At 64.9% G+C, this 15,612-nt stretch carries 16 protein-coding genes; 2 read left to right on the plus strand and 14 right to left on the minus strand.

Annotated elements, in window-relative coordinates:
• Positions 1 to 56 precede the first annotated feature (56 nt).
• A complete protein-coding gene (locus ITX31_RS10475) occupies positions 57 to 2,093 on the plus strand; it encodes an APC family permease (protein WP_323745646.1) in 2,037 nt (678 codons plus the stop codon).
• On the opposite strand, the gene ITX31_RS10480 is transcribed toward ITX31_RS10475, so the two are convergent.
• The gene (locus tag ITX31_RS10480) at positions 2,090 to 3,112 is read right to left on the minus strand and encodes an NAD(P)/FAD-dependent oxidoreductase (RefSeq protein ID WP_194783303.1); all 1,023 of its coding nucleotides are present in this window, start codon (positions 3,110 to 3,112) and stop codon (positions 2,090 to 2,092) included. The genes ITX31_RS10475 and ITX31_RS10480 overlap by 4 nt on opposite strands.
• A 116-nt stretch (positions 3,113 to 3,228) precedes the next feature.
• On the opposite strand from ITX31_RS10480, the gene ITX31_RS10485 reads away from it, so the two are divergent.
• Positions 3,229 to 3,825: a helix-turn-helix domain-containing protein gene (locus tag ITX31_RS10485; protein WP_194783304.1), complete on the plus strand. Its 597-nt coding sequence runs from the start codon at positions 3,229 to 3,231 to the stop codon at positions 3,823 to 3,825.
• Between the two features lie 10 nt (positions 3,826 to 3,835).
• Here the strand turns inward: ITX31_RS10485 and ITX31_RS10490 are convergent, their stop codons facing one another.
• The 13 genes from ITX31_RS10490 to ITX31_RS10550 form a co-directional block, all read right to left on the minus strand.
• Positions 3,836 to 4,459: a hypothetical protein gene (locus tag ITX31_RS10490; RefSeq protein WP_194783305.1), complete on the minus strand. Its 624-nt coding sequence runs from the start codon at positions 4,457 to 4,459 to the stop codon at positions 3,836 to 3,838.
• Positions 4,460 to 4,504: 45 nt separating this feature from the next.
• Positions 4,505 to 5,884: a replicative DNA helicase gene (gene dnaB, locus ITX31_RS10495; protein ID WP_194783306.1), complete on the minus strand. Its 1,380-nt coding sequence runs from the start codon at positions 5,882 to 5,884 to the stop codon at positions 4,505 to 4,507.
• Positions 5,885 to 6,453: 569 nt separating this feature from the next.
• On the minus strand, positions 6,454 to 6,903 hold the full coding sequence (rplI, locus tag ITX31_RS10500; protein WP_194783307.1) for a 50S ribosomal protein L9: 450 nt from the start codon (positions 6,901 to 6,903) through the stop codon (positions 6,454 to 6,456).
• 18 nt (positions 6,904 to 6,921) lie between these two features.
• Positions 6,922 to 7,161 (minus strand): 30S ribosomal protein S18, encoded by a 240-nt coding sequence (gene rpsR, locus ITX31_RS10505; protein ID WP_003800144.1) that lies wholly within the window; start codon positions 7,159 to 7,161, stop codon positions 6,922 to 6,924.
• A gap of 103 nt (positions 7,162 to 7,264) precedes the next feature.
• Positions 7,265 to 7,813 carry a single-stranded DNA-binding protein gene (locus tag ITX31_RS10510; RefSeq protein ID WP_154579185.1) on the minus strand — a complete coding sequence of 183 codons (549 nt, stop codon included), beginning with the start codon at positions 7,811 to 7,813 and terminating at the stop codon, positions 7,265 to 7,267.
• 68 nt (positions 7,814 to 7,881) lie between these two features.
• Positions 7,882 to 8,187 (minus strand): 30S ribosomal protein S6, encoded by a 306-nt coding sequence (gene rpsF, locus ITX31_RS10515; RefSeq protein ID WP_091600910.1) that lies wholly within the window; start codon positions 8,185 to 8,187, stop codon positions 7,882 to 7,884.
• Positions 8,188 to 8,399: 212 nt separating this feature from the next.
• On the minus strand, positions 8,400 to 9,674 hold the full coding sequence (locus ITX31_RS10520; RefSeq protein ID WP_194783308.1) for a M18 family aminopeptidase: 1,275 nt from the start codon (positions 9,672 to 9,674) through the stop codon (positions 8,400 to 8,402).
• Positions 9,675 to 9,836: 162 nt separating this feature from the next.
• Complete coding sequence (locus tag ITX31_RS10525) at positions 9,837 to 10,712, minus strand: ABC transporter permease (protein WP_194783309.1); 876 nt, start codon at positions 10,710 to 10,712, stop codon at positions 9,837 to 9,839.
• The gene (locus ITX31_RS10530; protein ID WP_194783310.1) at positions 10,709 to 11,665 is read right to left on the minus strand and encodes an ABC transporter ATP-binding protein; all 957 of its coding nucleotides are present in this window, start codon (positions 11,663 to 11,665) and stop codon (positions 10,709 to 10,711) included. Before ITX31_RS10530 ends, ITX31_RS10525 begins: the two co-directional genes overlap by 4 nt.
• Positions 11,666 to 11,829: 164 nt before the next feature.
• Positions 11,830 to 12,681: an ABC transporter permease gene (locus ITX31_RS10535; RefSeq protein ID WP_194783311.1), complete on the minus strand. Its 852-nt coding sequence runs from the start codon at positions 12,679 to 12,681 to the stop codon at positions 11,830 to 11,832.
• The gene (locus ITX31_RS10540; RefSeq protein WP_194783312.1) at positions 12,678 to 13,625 is read right to left on the minus strand and encodes an ABC transporter ATP-binding protein; all 948 of its coding nucleotides are present in this window, start codon (positions 13,623 to 13,625) and stop codon (positions 12,678 to 12,680) included. Before ITX31_RS10540 ends, ITX31_RS10535 begins: the two co-directional genes overlap by 4 nt.
• Positions 13,626 to 13,655: 30 nt before the next feature.
• Positions 13,656 to 14,492: an ABC transporter permease gene (locus tag ITX31_RS10545; protein WP_194783313.1), complete on the minus strand. Its 837-nt coding sequence runs from the start codon at positions 14,490 to 14,492 to the stop codon at positions 13,656 to 13,658.
• Positions 14,489 to 15,544 (minus strand): ATP-binding cassette domain-containing protein, encoded by a 1,056-nt coding sequence (locus ITX31_RS10550; protein WP_194783314.1) that lies wholly within the window; start codon positions 15,542 to 15,544, stop codon positions 14,489 to 14,491. Before ITX31_RS10550 ends, ITX31_RS10545 begins: the two co-directional genes overlap by 4 nt.
• Positions 15,545 to 15,612: the final 68 nt, after the last annotated feature.

The following is a 15,612-nucleotide window of genomic DNA, read 5'->3' on the forward strand; positions in this document are numbered from 1 at the left end:
AGACAGGTTTCAGACTGTCTGGACTTGGTCCGGCAACCGGTCTATGGTTTGTCCTCGTGCTCACATTCTTCAATGCGCTCAAGCGCATTCTGGTGGGGCGTCCCTACGGTAATGAGCAGCTCTCCCACACCCGGCTGCGCAAGCGCGTGGCCCTGCCTGTGTATGCCTCGGATGCACTCTCCTCCGCCGCTTACGCCCCGGACGAAATCCTCCTCACCCTGGCTCTCGCCGGAGTTGCCGCGGTAACACTGTCCCCCTGGGTGGGGCTCGCCGTCATCGTCGTCCTTCTGACGGTGGTTGCCTCCTACCGCCAGAACGTCCATGCGTACCCCTCCGGCGGAGGCGATTATGAGATCGCCAGCGAAAACCTGGGCCGGCGGGCCGGGCTGACGGTAGGTTCCGCACTCCTGGTGGACTACGTCCTCACCGTCGCAGTTTCGATGTCCTCAGCCGCCCAGTACCTGGTCACCGCCGTACCGGCACTGCACGGGCGGCAGGGACTGCTCGCCGCTGCCGGCGTGATTATCCTCATGCTCATCAACCTGCGCGGAGTGAAGGAAGCGGGCTCCGTCTTCGCTGTGCCGACCTACCTCTTCCTCGCCTCGGTCCTGGGAATGTGCGCCATCGGGCTTTTCCAATCCGCCACCGGCACCCTGGCGCAGGCGCCTTCGGCAGACTTCGAACTGGTTCCGGAGGCCGGACTCGATGCGGGACTGACCGGCCTGGCCGGAGCCTTCCTCCTGCTGCGCGCCTTCTCCTCCGGGGCCGCGGCCCTCACCGGCGTGGAGGCCATCAGCAACGGGGTGCCAACCTTCCGGAAACCCAAGAGCCGGAACGCGGCCACGACCCTGTTGTTGCTGGGCGGTCTGGCAGCCGCCATGCTAGCCGGCATCCTGACCCTTGCAACCCTCACCAGAGTGCACTTCGTCCAGGACCCGGCCACCCAGCTGCTGCTGGACGGGTCACCCGTACAGGACTACATCCAGCATCCGGTCATCAGCCAGCTGGCCGAGACCGTGTTCGGGAACGGCTCGCTGCTCTTCTACGTTGTGGTTGCTTCCACCGGCCTGATTCTGGTGTTTGCTTCGAACACGGCTTTCAATGGTTTCCCCATCCTCGCGTCCGTGCTGGCGAAGGACGGCTACCTTCCCCGCCAGATGCGAACCCGCGGTGACCGGCTTGCCTTCAGCAACGGAATTATCGTCCTCGGGCTGGCAGCACTGGTCCTGATCCTGATTTTCAACGCGGATGTGACCCGGCTGATCCAGCTCTACATCGTCGGCGTCTTCGTCTCCTTCACAGCCAGCCAGCTGGGCATGATCCGGCACTGGACGGCAAAGCTGCGCACCGAGCGGAAAGCTGAGAACCGGCACCGGATGGTCCGTTCCAGGCTGATCAATTCGTGCGGGTTCGGCATGACAGCCCTGGTACTGGTCATCGTGATCGTCACCAAATTCGAGCATGGCGCCTGGATTGCCCTGTTAGCCATGGCATTCCTCTACGTCGTGATGGACAGCATCCGCCGGCACTATGCAGCCGTGGCCAATGAACTCCGGGTTGAAGAAGATCCTTCCGTGCTGGCCCTTCCGAGCCGGGTCAATGCCGTCATCCTGGTGTCCAAGGTCCACAAACCCGTCCTGCGGGCGCTGGCATATGCCCGCGCGTCCCGCCCGTCGAGCCTGAACGCCATCATTGTGGACATCGATCCGGACGAGACGGAGAAGACGGTCCAGGAATGGGAGCGGCTGCATATTCCGGTTCCGCTGACCGTCCTCTCTTCCCCTTACCGGGAAACCGTCTCGCCGGTGCTGGCGTACCTCCGGGAAGCCCGCCGCGCGTCGCCGCGTGAACTGTTCGTGGTCTACATTCCCGAGTACGTCGTCGGGCGCTGGTGGGAGCAGCTAGTACACAACCAGACGGCGCTGCGGATCAAGGCGCGGCTGCACTTTGAACCGGGCATCATGGTGGCCAGTGTTCCGTGGCAGCTGGCTTCCAGCCGTGAAGCAGCGGGCGCGCCGCGCGAAGCGCGTCCGGGCGCCTCGCCGGCACCTGGCGTGCCGCCGGGCCCGGAGGCCAAGGCACCCGGAACCTAGCGCAGCAGCGGGCCGCTTCCGTGTCCGTGCAGCGCTCCCTGTCCGGCGGCTGCCACGGTGGCGGCCGTGTCTTCTGCCATGAGCTCGGCGTTGATCGCCGCGGCCGTAGCCAGCCCGGCGGCGGCAGCTCCGATGACCTGCGTCATGGGGGACGTCAGGTTGCCTGCGGCATACACACCTGGGACGGAAGTCGCACCGCTGGGCTCTGCGGGAAGGGCAGTTCCGATGGCCAGGTCCCCCAAGTACTGTTCCTCCGCGGCCAGTCCCACTCCTGCAAGGTAACCGTCCCGGGCACGCAGCTTTGCCAGCACGACGAGGGCCTGGCGGGACACAAACTCCCCCGATACCAGGCGTACTCCGGCCAGGCCGGCGCCGTCACCCCCCACCGCGGCTACGGGGCCGTCCACCACCCGGATTCCGCGAGCTGACAGCTGCCGTTCCTGTTCTTCGCCCGGTGCGCCCGTGCCGTTGAGGAAAAGTACAATGTCCGCGCACCACTGCCGCCACATCAGCGCCTGGTGCACGGCGGCGTCCGGGTCCGAGGCCAGCACACCGAGCGTCTTTCCATCCGTCTCCCAGCCGTGGCAGTACGGGCAGTGCAGCACGGCGGTGCCCCAGTAATCCGACAGGCCCGGTATTGCCGGCAGTTCATCCAGGGCTCCGCTGGCGGCCAGGACCTTGCGGCAGGCCAGTGTCCTGCCGTCCTCCAGAATGACTCGAAACATCCCGTCGCCGTCACGTTCCACGTTCTCCGCCCGCCCGGGCACGATGGTTCCGCCGTAGCTGCGGACTTCCTCCCGGCCTGCCGCGTAGAGCTCGCCGGGAGCGGCGCCCTCGCGGCCAAGATAGTTGTGGATGTGTCCCGCGGCAGCGTTGCGCGGTTCACCCGAATCGACCACCGCCACCTTCCGCCGTGCCCTCGAAAGTGCCAGCCCTGCGCTAAGTCCCGCGGCGGCACCGCCTACTATGACGACGTCGTACTCTGCGGTTTGGGTGGCTGCCTGCACTGGTTTCTGCATGATCATCAAACTCCTTGGCCCGTTCGTCCGGCATCTGCACCGGCCTTCTGCGTGCCAGTCTCCCGGGCACCCCTGCGGGCGGACAACAAGTTTTGCCAGTATGGCAAGATCGGGCTATGAACGAAGACGACCGATCCGTCGTAGCCGGGATCGGATCCCGGCTGCGGTCCCTGCGCGCAGCCCGCGGAAAAACCCTTACGGAAGTCGCGGACGCCACGGGGATGTCCCTCAGCACCCTGTCCCGGCTGGAAAGCGGCCAGCGGCGGGCCACGCTGGAGCTGCTGCTGCCGCTGGCCCGGATCTACGCCGTCACCCTGGATGAGCTGGTGGGCGGCCCCAGGACCGGAGATCCGCGTGTACACATGCGGTCAGTCCGGCGCCAGGGGGCCACCGTCGTTTCCCTGACGGAGCAGGCCAGCGGAATCGGCGCGTTCAAGTTCATTCTCCCTGCGGCCAAGGATCCGGCCGTCCCGACCCCGAAGACCCACGACGGCTACGAATGGCTGTACGTGCTCAGCGGCCGGCTGCGGCTGCTGCTGGGACAATCCGACCTCGTACTGGGCGCCGGGGAAGCCGCCGAGTTTGACACCCGGGTGCCGCACTGGATGGGGAACGCCGGCCCGGAAGCCGTGGAGTTCCTGGCGCTCTTCGGGCCGCAGGGCGAGAAGGCGCACCTGCGGGCCAGGCCCGCGGATCCCCGGAAGCGGTCCTGACCTGAAGCCCCTATTCTGCGGGGGCGGCTCCGCGCCCGGCAAGGATGGACCGGTAGGCATAGTCCGTCAGCCGGCCGTCCTTCGCCGCCTGCTCGACGACGGCGAAGGAGCGGGACTCATCACCGTCGCGGTAGGGGTAGTGGATGAGCTCGGCGATCAGCTCCCATTCCTCGGAGATCGAGTCGATCAGATCGGCCGGTGTTCCCTCTTCCGCTCCGGGCAGGACGGTCCAGCTCCCGGCCGGCACACGGTAGGCCTCGAGGCGCTCCAGGTCCGCCTCCAATTCCGCCAGGGAACCGTATTCGACCTGCGTCTCGGGCGGAACCGAACCGTCCGGCGTCGCCAGCTGGGCGACGAAGGTGGTCTCCGTTGAGGGGTAGATGGAGGTGGGCACCGGTTCTCCCTCTTCCAGGTAGGCGGGCAGCTGCGAGGGCATCCAGTACCACGCATCGCCCTGGTCAGCGCCGCCTGGCTGGGTCCTTTCACCGATCCAGCCGCGGGCGGTCAGCAGTGCATCGGCGTCGTCGCTGAAGTAGGCGGTCTCCCCACGCAGCATCGCGTTGACTTCGTGCTCCGCTCGGCGGGCCTGCTTCTTCTTGTGGACGGCCTTCTTGCGTGGCTTGGACTTCGGCACGGCGGATCTCCTGGGAGTTGGGGTTGAAACTGCTCACGGCTGCGGCTAGAAGCCGGAGCCGCCTTCTACGGCCATGTTGGAGAAGCGCGAGTAATGGCCCTGGAATCCGACCACGATGGTCTTGGTGGGACCGTTACGGTGCTTAGCCACGATCACGTCCGCCTCGCCGGCGCGCGGCGACTCCTTGTCATAGATATCTTCGCGGTGGAGCAGGATCACCATGTCCGCGTCCTGCTCGATCGAGCCTGATTCTCGCAGGTCGGAGACCATCGGCTTCTTATCGGTGCGCTGTTCGGAACCACGGTTCAGCTGCGAGAGGGCGATCACCGGTACTTCAAGTTCCTTGGCCAGCAGTTTCAGTGCACGGGAGAACTCCGAGACTTCCTGCTGGCGGGATTCTACGCGCTTCCCGGAGGACATCAGCTGCAGGTAGTCCAGGACCACGAGCTTCAGGTCGTGCCGCTGCTTGAGCCGCCGGCACTTGGCCCGAATTTCCATCAGGGACATGTTGGGGCTGTCATCAATGAACAGCGGGGCATCGTTCATCCTGCCCATAGTGGTGGCGATCTTGCCCCACTGCTCATCCTTGATGGTGCCCTTGCGCAGGTCCTGCAGGCCGATGGTGGCCTCGGCAGAGAGCAGGCGCATCGCGATCTCGTTCCGGCCCATTTCCAGGGAGAAGAAGACCGTGGTCATGTTGTGCTTGATGGCAGCGGAGCGGGCAAAGTCCAGCGCGAAGGTGGACTTGCCGACGGCTGGCCGGGCGGCGATGACGATCATCTGGCCGCCGTGCAGGCCCTGGGTCAGTTCGTCGAGTTCATAGAAGCCGGTGGGAACGCCGGTCATTCCTTCGCCGCGGTGTCCGGCGGACTCGATTTCGTCCACGGTGCCTTCAATGATGTCCTTCAGCGGAACATAGTCTTCCGCCGTACGGCGTTCCGCGACGGCATAGACCTCCGCCTGCGCTGCATTGACCAGGTCGTCCACTTCGCCGTCATGGGAGTAGCCCAGCTGGACAATCTTCGTGCCGGCGTCCACCAGGCGGCGCAGGACGGCGCGCTCACGGACAATCTCGGCGTAGAAGCCTGCATTGGCCGCCGTGGGAACGGACTGGATCAGCGTGTGGAGGTAGGCCGGACCGCCAATGCGCGTGATTTCACCGCGCTTGGTCAGCTCATCCGATACGGTGACGGCATCCGCCGGCTCTCCGCGGCCGTACAAATCGATGATGGCCTCATAAATGGCCTCATGGGCGGGACGGTAGAAGTCCACGCCGCGCAGCACCTCAACGCAGTCGGCGATCGCGTCCTTGGAAAGCATCATGCCGCCAAGCACCGACTGCTCCGCTACCAGGTCCTGGGGCGGAGTCCGGCCAAAATCGGGAGTACGGGTTGATTCAGCGGAATCCGCATGTGCAAGCGACACGAGGCCACCCTTTCCAAGAATGTTCTATCTACGGGTCCCGTCTGGCAGAACCCGAAAGAGGTGTAAGGCTCGCTGCATTTCTAGCCGGCGGCACTGACACTGGGCTTATTTGCCCGCCGTGCCCTCACCATGCTTCGGGGCGCCGATGAGGGAGTCCACCGCAACCGTAGCCCCGTAAGGGCCCCTCAACAAACGAGTTATCCACAGGAGCTGTGGATAGTCTGTTCATAACTCGGCGTGTCTTGTGCACAGGTTGGGCATAAGACTGTGGAAAAGAAATTAGTTTCTTGGAAATTCTGGCTCTGACTAGGAGATTCACTTCTCCACACCTGTGCAAAGGCACCTATTTTGGTCAACTTTCAGGCTCAACCTTCAGGTTGACAGATTCCCAAATCACGCATACAGAGGATGTTATCCACAGCTGATATCCACATACTTGTGAGCTACTTGGAATTACTCGTAACCCTCAGCTTGCTTGCTACGCAAAGGGGTCCGGATAACACAGCAGCGCCCCCGCCTCAGCAAGAGGAGGGGGCGCTGCTGATTCCGCAGTTCGCGTTCAACCGCTGCTAGCCGGCAACGACCTCGAGGTCGATGACGGCAGCAACGTCGTCGTGCAGGCGGACGTTGGCCTGGAAGGAACCAACCGACTTGATGTGGGTCGGCAGTTCAACCTTGCGCTTGTCGATGCTGCCGAGACCGGCAGCTTCAACGGCAGCGGCAACGTCAGCGGGCTTGACCGTGCCGAAGAGGCGTCCGGACTCGCCGGCCTTGACGGTCAGCTTGACCGGCTTGGCGGAGAGTGCAGCAGCCTGCTTCTGGGCGTCTTCCAGCGAAGCGTGCTCGCGGGCGGCGCGGGCAGCCTTGATGGACTCAACCTGCTTCTCGCCACCCTTGGTCCAGGTGAGAGCGAAGCCGCGGGGCACCAGGTAGTTACGTGCGTAACCGTCCTTCACCTCAACAACGTCGCCTGCGGCACCGAGACCGGTGACTTCGTGGGTCAGAATGAGCTTTGCCATGAGTTAGGTTCCTTTCCTTTAGCCGCGGCCAGCGCCGGAGTAAGGCAGGAGGGCAACTTCACGGGCGTTCTTGATTGCCTGTGCGATCTTGCGCTGTTCCTGCACGGTGACGCCAGTTACGCGACGAGCGCGGATCTTTCCGCGGTCGGAAATGAACTTGCGCAGCAATGCTACGTCCTTGTAGTCGATGACAGTGATGTCAGCGGCCTTCAAGGGATTGGACTTTGGTTTGGGCTTGCGAAGTTCAGCCTTAGCCATCGTGGAGCTCCTTATGTCTAGTGGAGCCCGTGGATCAATTCCACGGGATGGGCTCGACGGCGGTTGCCGTCAGAGGTTGTGCCTTGCGGCACTTGGGTATTGCTTAGAAGGGCGGATCGTTGGAATCCGGACCGGCTCCCCAGCCGCCCGAGTTGCCGCCTGCGGGGGCACCCCAGGGATCGTCCGCGGGTGCGGACTGCTGCTGCTGGCCTCCCCAACCTGAATTGGAGTTGCCGCCGAAGCCGCCGCCGGCGTTGCCGCCGAAGCCACCGCCGCCACCGCCGGAGCGCTGGGTGCGGGTGACCTTAGCGGACGCGTAACGAAGCGAGGGGCCGATTTCGTCGACCTCAAGCTCCATGACGGTACGCTTTTCGCCCTCTTTGGTCTCGTACGAACGTGACTTCAGGCGGCCCTGGCAGACGACGCGGGTTCCCTTGGTCAGGGACTCGGCGACGTTTTCCGCAGCTTCACGCCAGACCGACGCACGAAGGAACAGCGTTTCGCCGTCCTTCCACTCGTTGGACTGCCGGTCGAAGGTGCGCGGCGTCGAGGCAATGGTGAAGTTCGCCACTGCTGAACCGGACGGGGTGAACCGGAGTTCCGGATCGTTCGTCAGGTTGCCGACCACGGTGATCGTTGTCTCGCCTGCCATTTATGCCTCCTGGTGTCTCGGTCCGGTGTGCCCGGACCTTTCGTTGACGAATAAAGGATGGACCGAAATTACTCGGCAACAACCTTCTGGTCTTCGGGGCGGATGATCTTGGTACGCAGGATGGTCTCGTTGAGGCCAAGCTGGCGGTCAAGCTCAGCAGCAGCTGCAGGGCTGGCGGTGAAGTTAACCACTGCGTAGATTCCTTCAGACTTCTTCTTGATGTCGTAGGCCAGGCGGCGACGACCCCAGATGTCCACCTTGTCGACGGTTCCACCCTCGTTGCGGACAACGTTGAGGAACTTGTCGAGCGAAGGCTCCACGGTACGCTCTTCGACCTCGGGGTCGATGATTACCATCAGTTCATAAGCACGCATTTGTGAACCCACCTCCTTTGGGCTATACGGTCACGGTCTTTCCGTAACAGGAGGTTCTTTAGCGTTGTCTTAGCGTCCCGGGCCGGCGGTGAACCCGCGTTCTGCCCGGAAGCCTGCCAGCCGAAGCTGACAGCACAGACTTCACTATCCTATCGGATTTTCCCGGTTCCAAAGTTCACCAGTGGACAGTGCCCGGTCCCGCACCACACCGGCTAGCGGACGAAGAATGCTTCTGCGGCGCGGGAGAGGTGGAACGGGTCGTTGACGCCGGCCATTTCGCGGGCAGAGTGCATCGAGAGCAGCGGAACCCCGACGTCGATGGTGCGGATCCCCAGGCGGGTCGCGGTCAACGGCCCGATCGTGGAGCCGCAGGGAATTGAGTTGTTGGAGACGAACTCCTGGTAGGGAACCGCTGCCTCCCGGCACAGCGCGGCCCAGTAGGCAGCACCGGGCGCATCCGTCGTATAGCGCTGGTTGGCGTTGATCTTCAGCAGGGGCCCGCCGTTCAGCACCGGCCGGTTGGCCGGGTCATGGCGCTCAGCATAGTTCGGGTGCACGGCGTGGCCGGCGTCGGCGGAAATACAGAAGGAGGCAGCGAAGGCACGCTGGGAATCCGCCGCTCCCCGGCCCAGGCCAGCGCTGATGCGCGCGAGGACGTCTTCCAGGAACGGGCCTGCCGCCCCGGAACGGCTTCCGCTGCCCACTTCTTCGTGGTCGAAGGCAGCCAGCACGGCGATCGATCCGCCGCTCTTCGACGCGGCAGCGGACTCCAGCGCACGGATTCCGGCGTGTACCGAGGAAAGGTTGTCCAGCCGGCCGGAGGCAAAGAATTCAGCATCGGCACCAAAAATCCGGGCAGGCTGCGTATCGGCGGCAACGACGTCGTACCCGCCGATGTCCCCGCGGTCCACACCCGCCCTGGCTGCAAGCAGTCCGAGCAGATCTGCCGCAGACGGGTCACCGAGCCCCCATACCGGATTCATGTGCTGCTGCTTGTCCAGCTTCAGGCCTTCGTTCACGGCGCGGTCCAGGTGGATGGCCAGCTGCGGGAAGCGCAGCAGCGGACCGGTGGCAACCAGGTGCTCGACACCGTCGAGCGTCACCAGCCGCCCCGCCAGTTCCAGTTCGCGGTCCAGCCAGGAGTTGAGCAGCGGCCCGCCGTAGACCTCCACTCCGGCCTGCAGCCAGCCGAACTTTCCTGTGGTGGGAGAGGGCTTGAGCTTGAAGGTGGGTGAGTCGGTGTGGGTGCCGAAGATGTTGAAACCGGTGACTGCCGCGGCACCCTCCGGAACAATCCACGCAATGAATGCGCCGTCGCGGACCACAACGTATCTGCCGGGGGCTGACGGCCAGTCCGAGTCTTCGTGCAGCTCGGTGAAACCGGCGGCCTGCAGCCGGTTTGCTGCCGTTCGGGCGGCGTGGAAGCTGGAGGGGGAAGCGGCTACATATTCGCCGAGGTCTTTTACGTGGGCCAGTGCGTCAGACATGCTCCGATTCAACCAGAGCCGGGGTCGCCCGCGTAACCGGCGGCCGTCTGCCCGTGGAGACAAGCAACCCCCGGTGCCGTGCACCGGGGGTTGTGGAGGGGTTTTCAGTGAAGACGGCGGCGGCCGTTCTTCCGCCGTCGTCTTCACCGAAGTCTTTTGCGCCTAGACGTCGCGGCGCTTGGTGACGATCAGCGCCACGACCAGCAGGACAACTGCCCAGCCGCCCAGGACCAGTCCGCCTTCAAGCTGGTTCAGGGCACCGTCGCCAATGTTGGTGGCCACCAGCTGGGTTCCTGCATTGCTCGGCAGGAACCGAGCGGCGTCGGGAATCCAGTCCGCCAGGCCGGAGATCAGCTGGATGATTACCGGCAGGACGAACAGCACGCCGATGATGGTGACTACACCGCCGGCGGTGCTGCGGAGCAGTGACCCGGTGGCTACACCCATGATCGCGATGCCTGCCAGGAGTGTTCCGGTGTTGATGATGCTGGGCAGCACCCACGGGGCGTCCAGGCCAAAGTCCAGGTTTTCCGGTGCCAGCAGCGGCTGGCTGATCAGGAAGCTGGCAAAGGCTCCGGCGACTCCAATGACGAAGGCCACCACGGCGATGATGATCGCCTTGGCGAGCAGAGCCGGCGTGCGGGTGGGAACAGCCACCATGGTGGAGCGAATCATGCCGGTGCTGTACTCAGAGGCCACGAGGACCACCGCGAGCGCGGCGATCAGCAGCTGGCCGAAGAGCGCGCCCGATGCCGGGGTGTCATAGACCATGGCCTGCAGGTCCATGCCGGGGCCAACGCCCACGGCGGGTCCCATGCTTGGATCATCCGAGAGCATCTGGGCGGTCGTGGCCCAGCTCCAGGCCACGAGTGCCGCCAGCCCCACCATCACCACAAGGGTTACGGAGAGCAGGATGACGGTGGAGGGCAGGGTGGTGACCTTGATCCATTCCGAGCGCAGGACCCGGGCAAAGTTGACACCGCCGCCGTCGGTGCGGGCGGTCCGGCGGGACGGCGCGGGTGCGGTTGTGGTGCTCATGCGCGGGTTCCTTCCACAACAGGCTCGGCAGCAGCCGGTTCCTGGCTAAATCCGTGGGACTTGTATTCGACGTCATCCCGGGTGAGTTCCATGTAGGCGTCCTCAAGCGAGACCTGCATGGGGGTCAGTTCGGTGAGCAGGATCCGGCGGTCCAAGGCGATCTCCGCGATGGACCGTGAGTCGGCGCCGCTGATTTCGAAGAGTCCGTCCTCGAGCCGGTTGATCTCTGCGCCCTGTCCTTCAAGGACGGGCAGGAGGTCCGCTGCGTTGTCCGTCCGCACCCGGGTGCGCTGGCGGCCGCCGCCGTCGATGATCTCCTGGATCGGCGCGTTGGCGATGATGCGTCCGCGCCCAATCACGATGAGGTGGTCTGCCGTGACGGCCATTTCGCTCATCAGGTGCGAGGAGAGAAAGACGGTGCGTCCCTCAGCAGCCAGGCCGCGGGCCAGGTTGCGGACCCAGAGCACGCCCTCGGGATCGAGACCGTTGACGGGCTCGTCCAGGATCAGGGTGTTGGGGTCCCCGAGCATGGCGACGGCGATGCCGAGGCGCTGGCCCATGCCGAGCGAGAACCCGCCGACACGCTTCTTGGCAACCGTGCCCAGCCCGGTGAGTTCGATGACTTCGTTGACGCGCTTATTGGAGATGCCGTGCGTCGCGGCCATCGCGCGAAGGTGGTTGTAGGCCGACCGGCGGGTGTGCACCGCCTTCGCGTCAAGCAGGGCGCCGACCTCATGGAGCGGGGCCTTGTGGCTGGCATAGGGCTGGCCGTTGATGGTCACGTTTCCGGAGGTGGGACGGTCCAGTCCCACGATCATCCGCATGGTCGTCGATTTTCCGGCACCGTTCGGGCCCAGGAAGCCGGTTACTTTTCCCGGTTCGACGGTGAAGGAGATATTGTCGACGGCGGTTTTGCTGCCGTAGCGCTTGGAGAGGCCGCGTGCCTCGATCATGGTGATCCTCATCTTGGAGCGTACGAGTACGGGGGTGTAGTCCCACACTATGCGTCCGCCGTCTGCGGCGGACCGGCCCAAAGGATGAATCAGGGCAAAACCGGCGTCCCCCTTAGGGATGACTCAGGGAGGACCCTTAGCCGCGGGTGCCGCCCGGACCGGTTCTAGACGTCCCGCTTCCGAATGACCACCACCGCCGCCGCGAGCAGCACGGCCGCCCACCCGGCGAGGATCAGGCCGCCTTCAACCTGGTTGAAGGCGTCCGGCTGGATGCGGGTGGCGACCAGCTGTGCCGCCGCATTGCTGGGGAGGAATCGCGCAGCGTCCTCCACCCAGTCCGCCAGTCCGGTCAGGAGTCCCGCGATGATCGGCAGCACAAAGAGGGCACCGACCAGAGTGACCACTCCCCCCGCAGTGCTGCGCAGCAGGGCGCCGATGGCCACGCCCATGACGGCGATCAGTGCCAGGACGGTGCCGGTGTTGAAGATGGAGGGCAGCACCCAGTCCGCGTCCAGTCCGAAGTCCAGGTCCGAACCGGCGAGGATCGGCTGTGCCAGTAAATACGTCACGAAAGCCGACAGCACGCCCACGAGGAAGGAGACGACCGCGATGACCAGCGTCTTGGCCAGCAGCGCCGGGACGCGCGTGGGCACGGCCACCATGGTGGAGCGGATCATTCCGGTGGTGTATTCGGAGCCGATCAGAACTACCGCCAAGGATGCAATGAGCAGCTGGCCGAAGGGCAGGCCGGAGGCCGGGACGTCGTACGCCGCACTCTGCAGGGACTGGCCGATTCCCTGCGGCGGGCCGGACTCAGGGTCACTGGCCAGCTGGACCAGCCCCCAGGCGACGAGTGCACCCAGGCCAATCGTCACCGCGAAAGTCACCGCCAGGAGAATGACTGTGGAAGGAACCGTTGCCGTCTTGATCCATTCGGAGCGCAGCACCCGGACGAACGTGACCGGACCTCCCCGGATGCGCTGCGGCCGGGACCGGGGGGCTGCCGCTGTGCTCATGTGCTCTGTCCTTCATTCGCCGGGAGCGCCTGGGCGCCGATCTGCTGCGACTGGTACTCGACCTCGCCCCCGGTCAGTTCCAGGTAGGCATCTTCGAGGGTCTCCTGCTGCGGTATCAGCCCGGTGATGAGGATGCCCCTGCTGAAAGCCGCCTCGGCAATGCGGCGTGCAGGCATGCCGAGGACGGTCAGCTCATCCGACGCTTCCCTGCGGACCTCCGCGCCGTCGGCTGCCAGCGCGGCCGCCAGTGCATCGGCGTCGTCCGTCCGCACCAGGACGCGCTCAGTCCGTCCTCCGGTAAGGACGGTCTCGATCGGTGCATCGGCCAGGATGCGGCCGCGGCCGATCACGATCAGGTGGTCTGCGGTGACTGCCATCTCGCTCATCAGGTGGGAGGAGATGAACACGGTACGGCCTTCGGCGGCGAGTCCCTTGACCAGGTAGCGCACCCATTTAACGCCTTCCGGGTCCAGACCGTTGACGGGCTCGTCCAGGATGAGCGTCTGCGGGTCCCCCAGCAGTGCCGCGGCAATGCCCAGCCGCTGGCCCATGCCAAGGGAGAAGCCGCCTACCCGTTTCCGGGCGGCCGGGCCCAGCCCGGTGAGGTCGATGACCTCGTTAACCCGCGCGGCCGGTATGCCCTCGGTCGCCGCCAGGGCCCGCAGGTGGTTGTAGGCGGACCGTCTGGGGTGCGCGGCCTTGGCCTCAAGCAGCGCACCGACTTCATGCAGCGGCATCCTGTGCCTGGCGTACGGCTTTCCGTTGACGCTGACGCTCCCGGAGCTGGGATGGTCCAGGCCCACGATCAGCCGCATGGTGGTGGACTTACCCGCCCCGTTCGGGCCGAGGAAACCGGTCACCTTGCCGGGCTGGACGTTGAAAGTAACGCCGTCGACGGCCGTCTTGCCGCCGAAGCGCTTGGAGAGTTCATGTGCCTCAATCATGCTCAGTCCTCTGGGTCGAAGGAGCGGGGTCTAGCGTGAGCTCACCGCTTCGAACTTGCGGACCGCCAGCGGAACGAACACCACGAGCATGACGGCGGAACCGATCAGCACGGTGGCGATGGGATTCTGCATGGGCCAGGTATCCGGCACCGGAGTGGATCCCAGGTTTCCGAACAGCTGCCGGACCGCCTGGACCAGTGCGGATACCGGGTTCCAGTCAGCGATGGTCCGCAGGGGCTCCGGCAGGGTGGAGCTCTGCACGAACGCGTTGGAAATGAAGGTGATGGGGAACAGGATGATGAAGGAGGCGTTGTTGATCACTTCCGGGGAGCGCACTGACATGCCCAGCAGGGCCATGACCCAGCTGAAGGCGTAGGAGAAGAGCAGCAGCAGTCCCACCCCGGCCAGGAAGGAGTCAAAGGACGTGTTGACGCGCCACCCCACCAGCAGGCCGGTGCACATCATGATCACCACTGAGATTCCGTTCAGCACCAGGTCGGAGTTGGTCCGTCCGATCAGCACCGCTGAAGGGCTCATGGGCAGCGTGCGGAACCGGTCGATGATTCCCTCCTTCAGGTCCTGGGCCATGGCCGATCCGGAGAAAGTGGAACCGAACACCACTGTCTGCGCGAAGATGCCTGCCATCAGGTACTGCGTGTAGTTGGTGCCCGCCACCTGGATGGATCCGCCGTAGACCTGGCTGAAGAGCAGGACGAACATGATGGGCTGCAGCACGGCAAACACGATCATGTCCGGTGTGCGGCGGATCTTGATCATGTTCCGCTTGGTGACGGTCCAGCCGTCGGAGATCCAGCTGCCTGCGGTGGTCCCGGAACCGAACCCGGCTGCGGCGGTTGCGGTGCTCATCGTGCTGCCTTCGCTTTCCCGGCGTCCTCTGCCTCTTCGTTGTCTGCCTCGGCGGTGTGTCCGGTGAGCTTCAGAAACACATCGTCGAGGGTGGGGCGCCGGATACCGGCGTCGTGAAGCTGTATTCCTGCCGCCCCGAGGTCCTGAAGGACCCGCTGGAGTGCAGCAGGACCCTCGGTAACCGCCACTTCCAGGGCGCGTCCGTCAGCGGAGGCATGGACCTCGCCGCTGCCGTGGCGGGCCAGGATCTCGCGGGCCGTGCCGGCATCAAATCCTTCGACGAGCGCGACGGCGACCCGGTGTCCGCCAATCCTGGCCTTGAGCTGGTCCGAGGTGCCCTCGGCAATGACCTTGCCGCCGTCGATCACAGCCACCGTGTCCGCCAGCTGGTCTGCCTCCTCCAGATACTGGGTGGTGAGCAGCAGGGTGGTTCCGGCGGACACCAGGGACTTGATCACGTCCCAAAGTGCCAGGCGGCTGCGCGGGTCCAGGCCGGTGGTGGGCTCGTCCAGGAAGAGGACGCGGGGGTTGTTCACCAGCGCTCCGGCGAGGTCCAGCCGGCGGCGCATGCCGCCCGAGTAGCCCTTCACCGGCCGGTTGCCGGCATCTGCCAGGTCGAACTGCTCGATGAGTTCACCGGCACGCTGCCGGGCCTGCGCCGCGGGGAGGTGGTAGAGCCTGCCGACCATCCGGAGGTTCTCTATTCCGGTTAGGTTTTCGTCCACCGCGGAGTACTGGCCGGAAACGCCGATGATCCGGCGGACGTCCTTGGGCCTGGCGGTGACGTCGATCCCGTCGATGGAGGCGGTCCCCGCATTGGGCCTGATGAGCGTGGTGAGCACTTTGACCGCCGTTGTTTTTCCGGCACCGTTCGGACCGAGGAGCGCTGTGACAGTGCCTTCCGGCACGCCGATGTCGAGACCGTCGAGGGCGTGTACCGGACCCGACTTGGACTTGTAGATCTTCTTCAAGCCGCGTGCCTGGATCAGCGGATCGCGCCGGCCTTCCGAGACCGGACGCACTTGGTCATTGGGATTTGAGGGAAGGGACATGCGAACAGGTTAGGACCGCCAGGACCCGCTGGATAGAGGTTATCCGGACAGTTTCGGTCCTGAAGACA

Origin of the sequence: Arthrobacter gandavensis (assembly GCF_015355785.1) — a bacterium.
Taxonomy (GTDB): domain Bacteria; phylum Actinomycetota; class Actinomycetes; order Actinomycetales; family Micrococcaceae; genus Arthrobacter_B; species Arthrobacter_B gandavensis_A.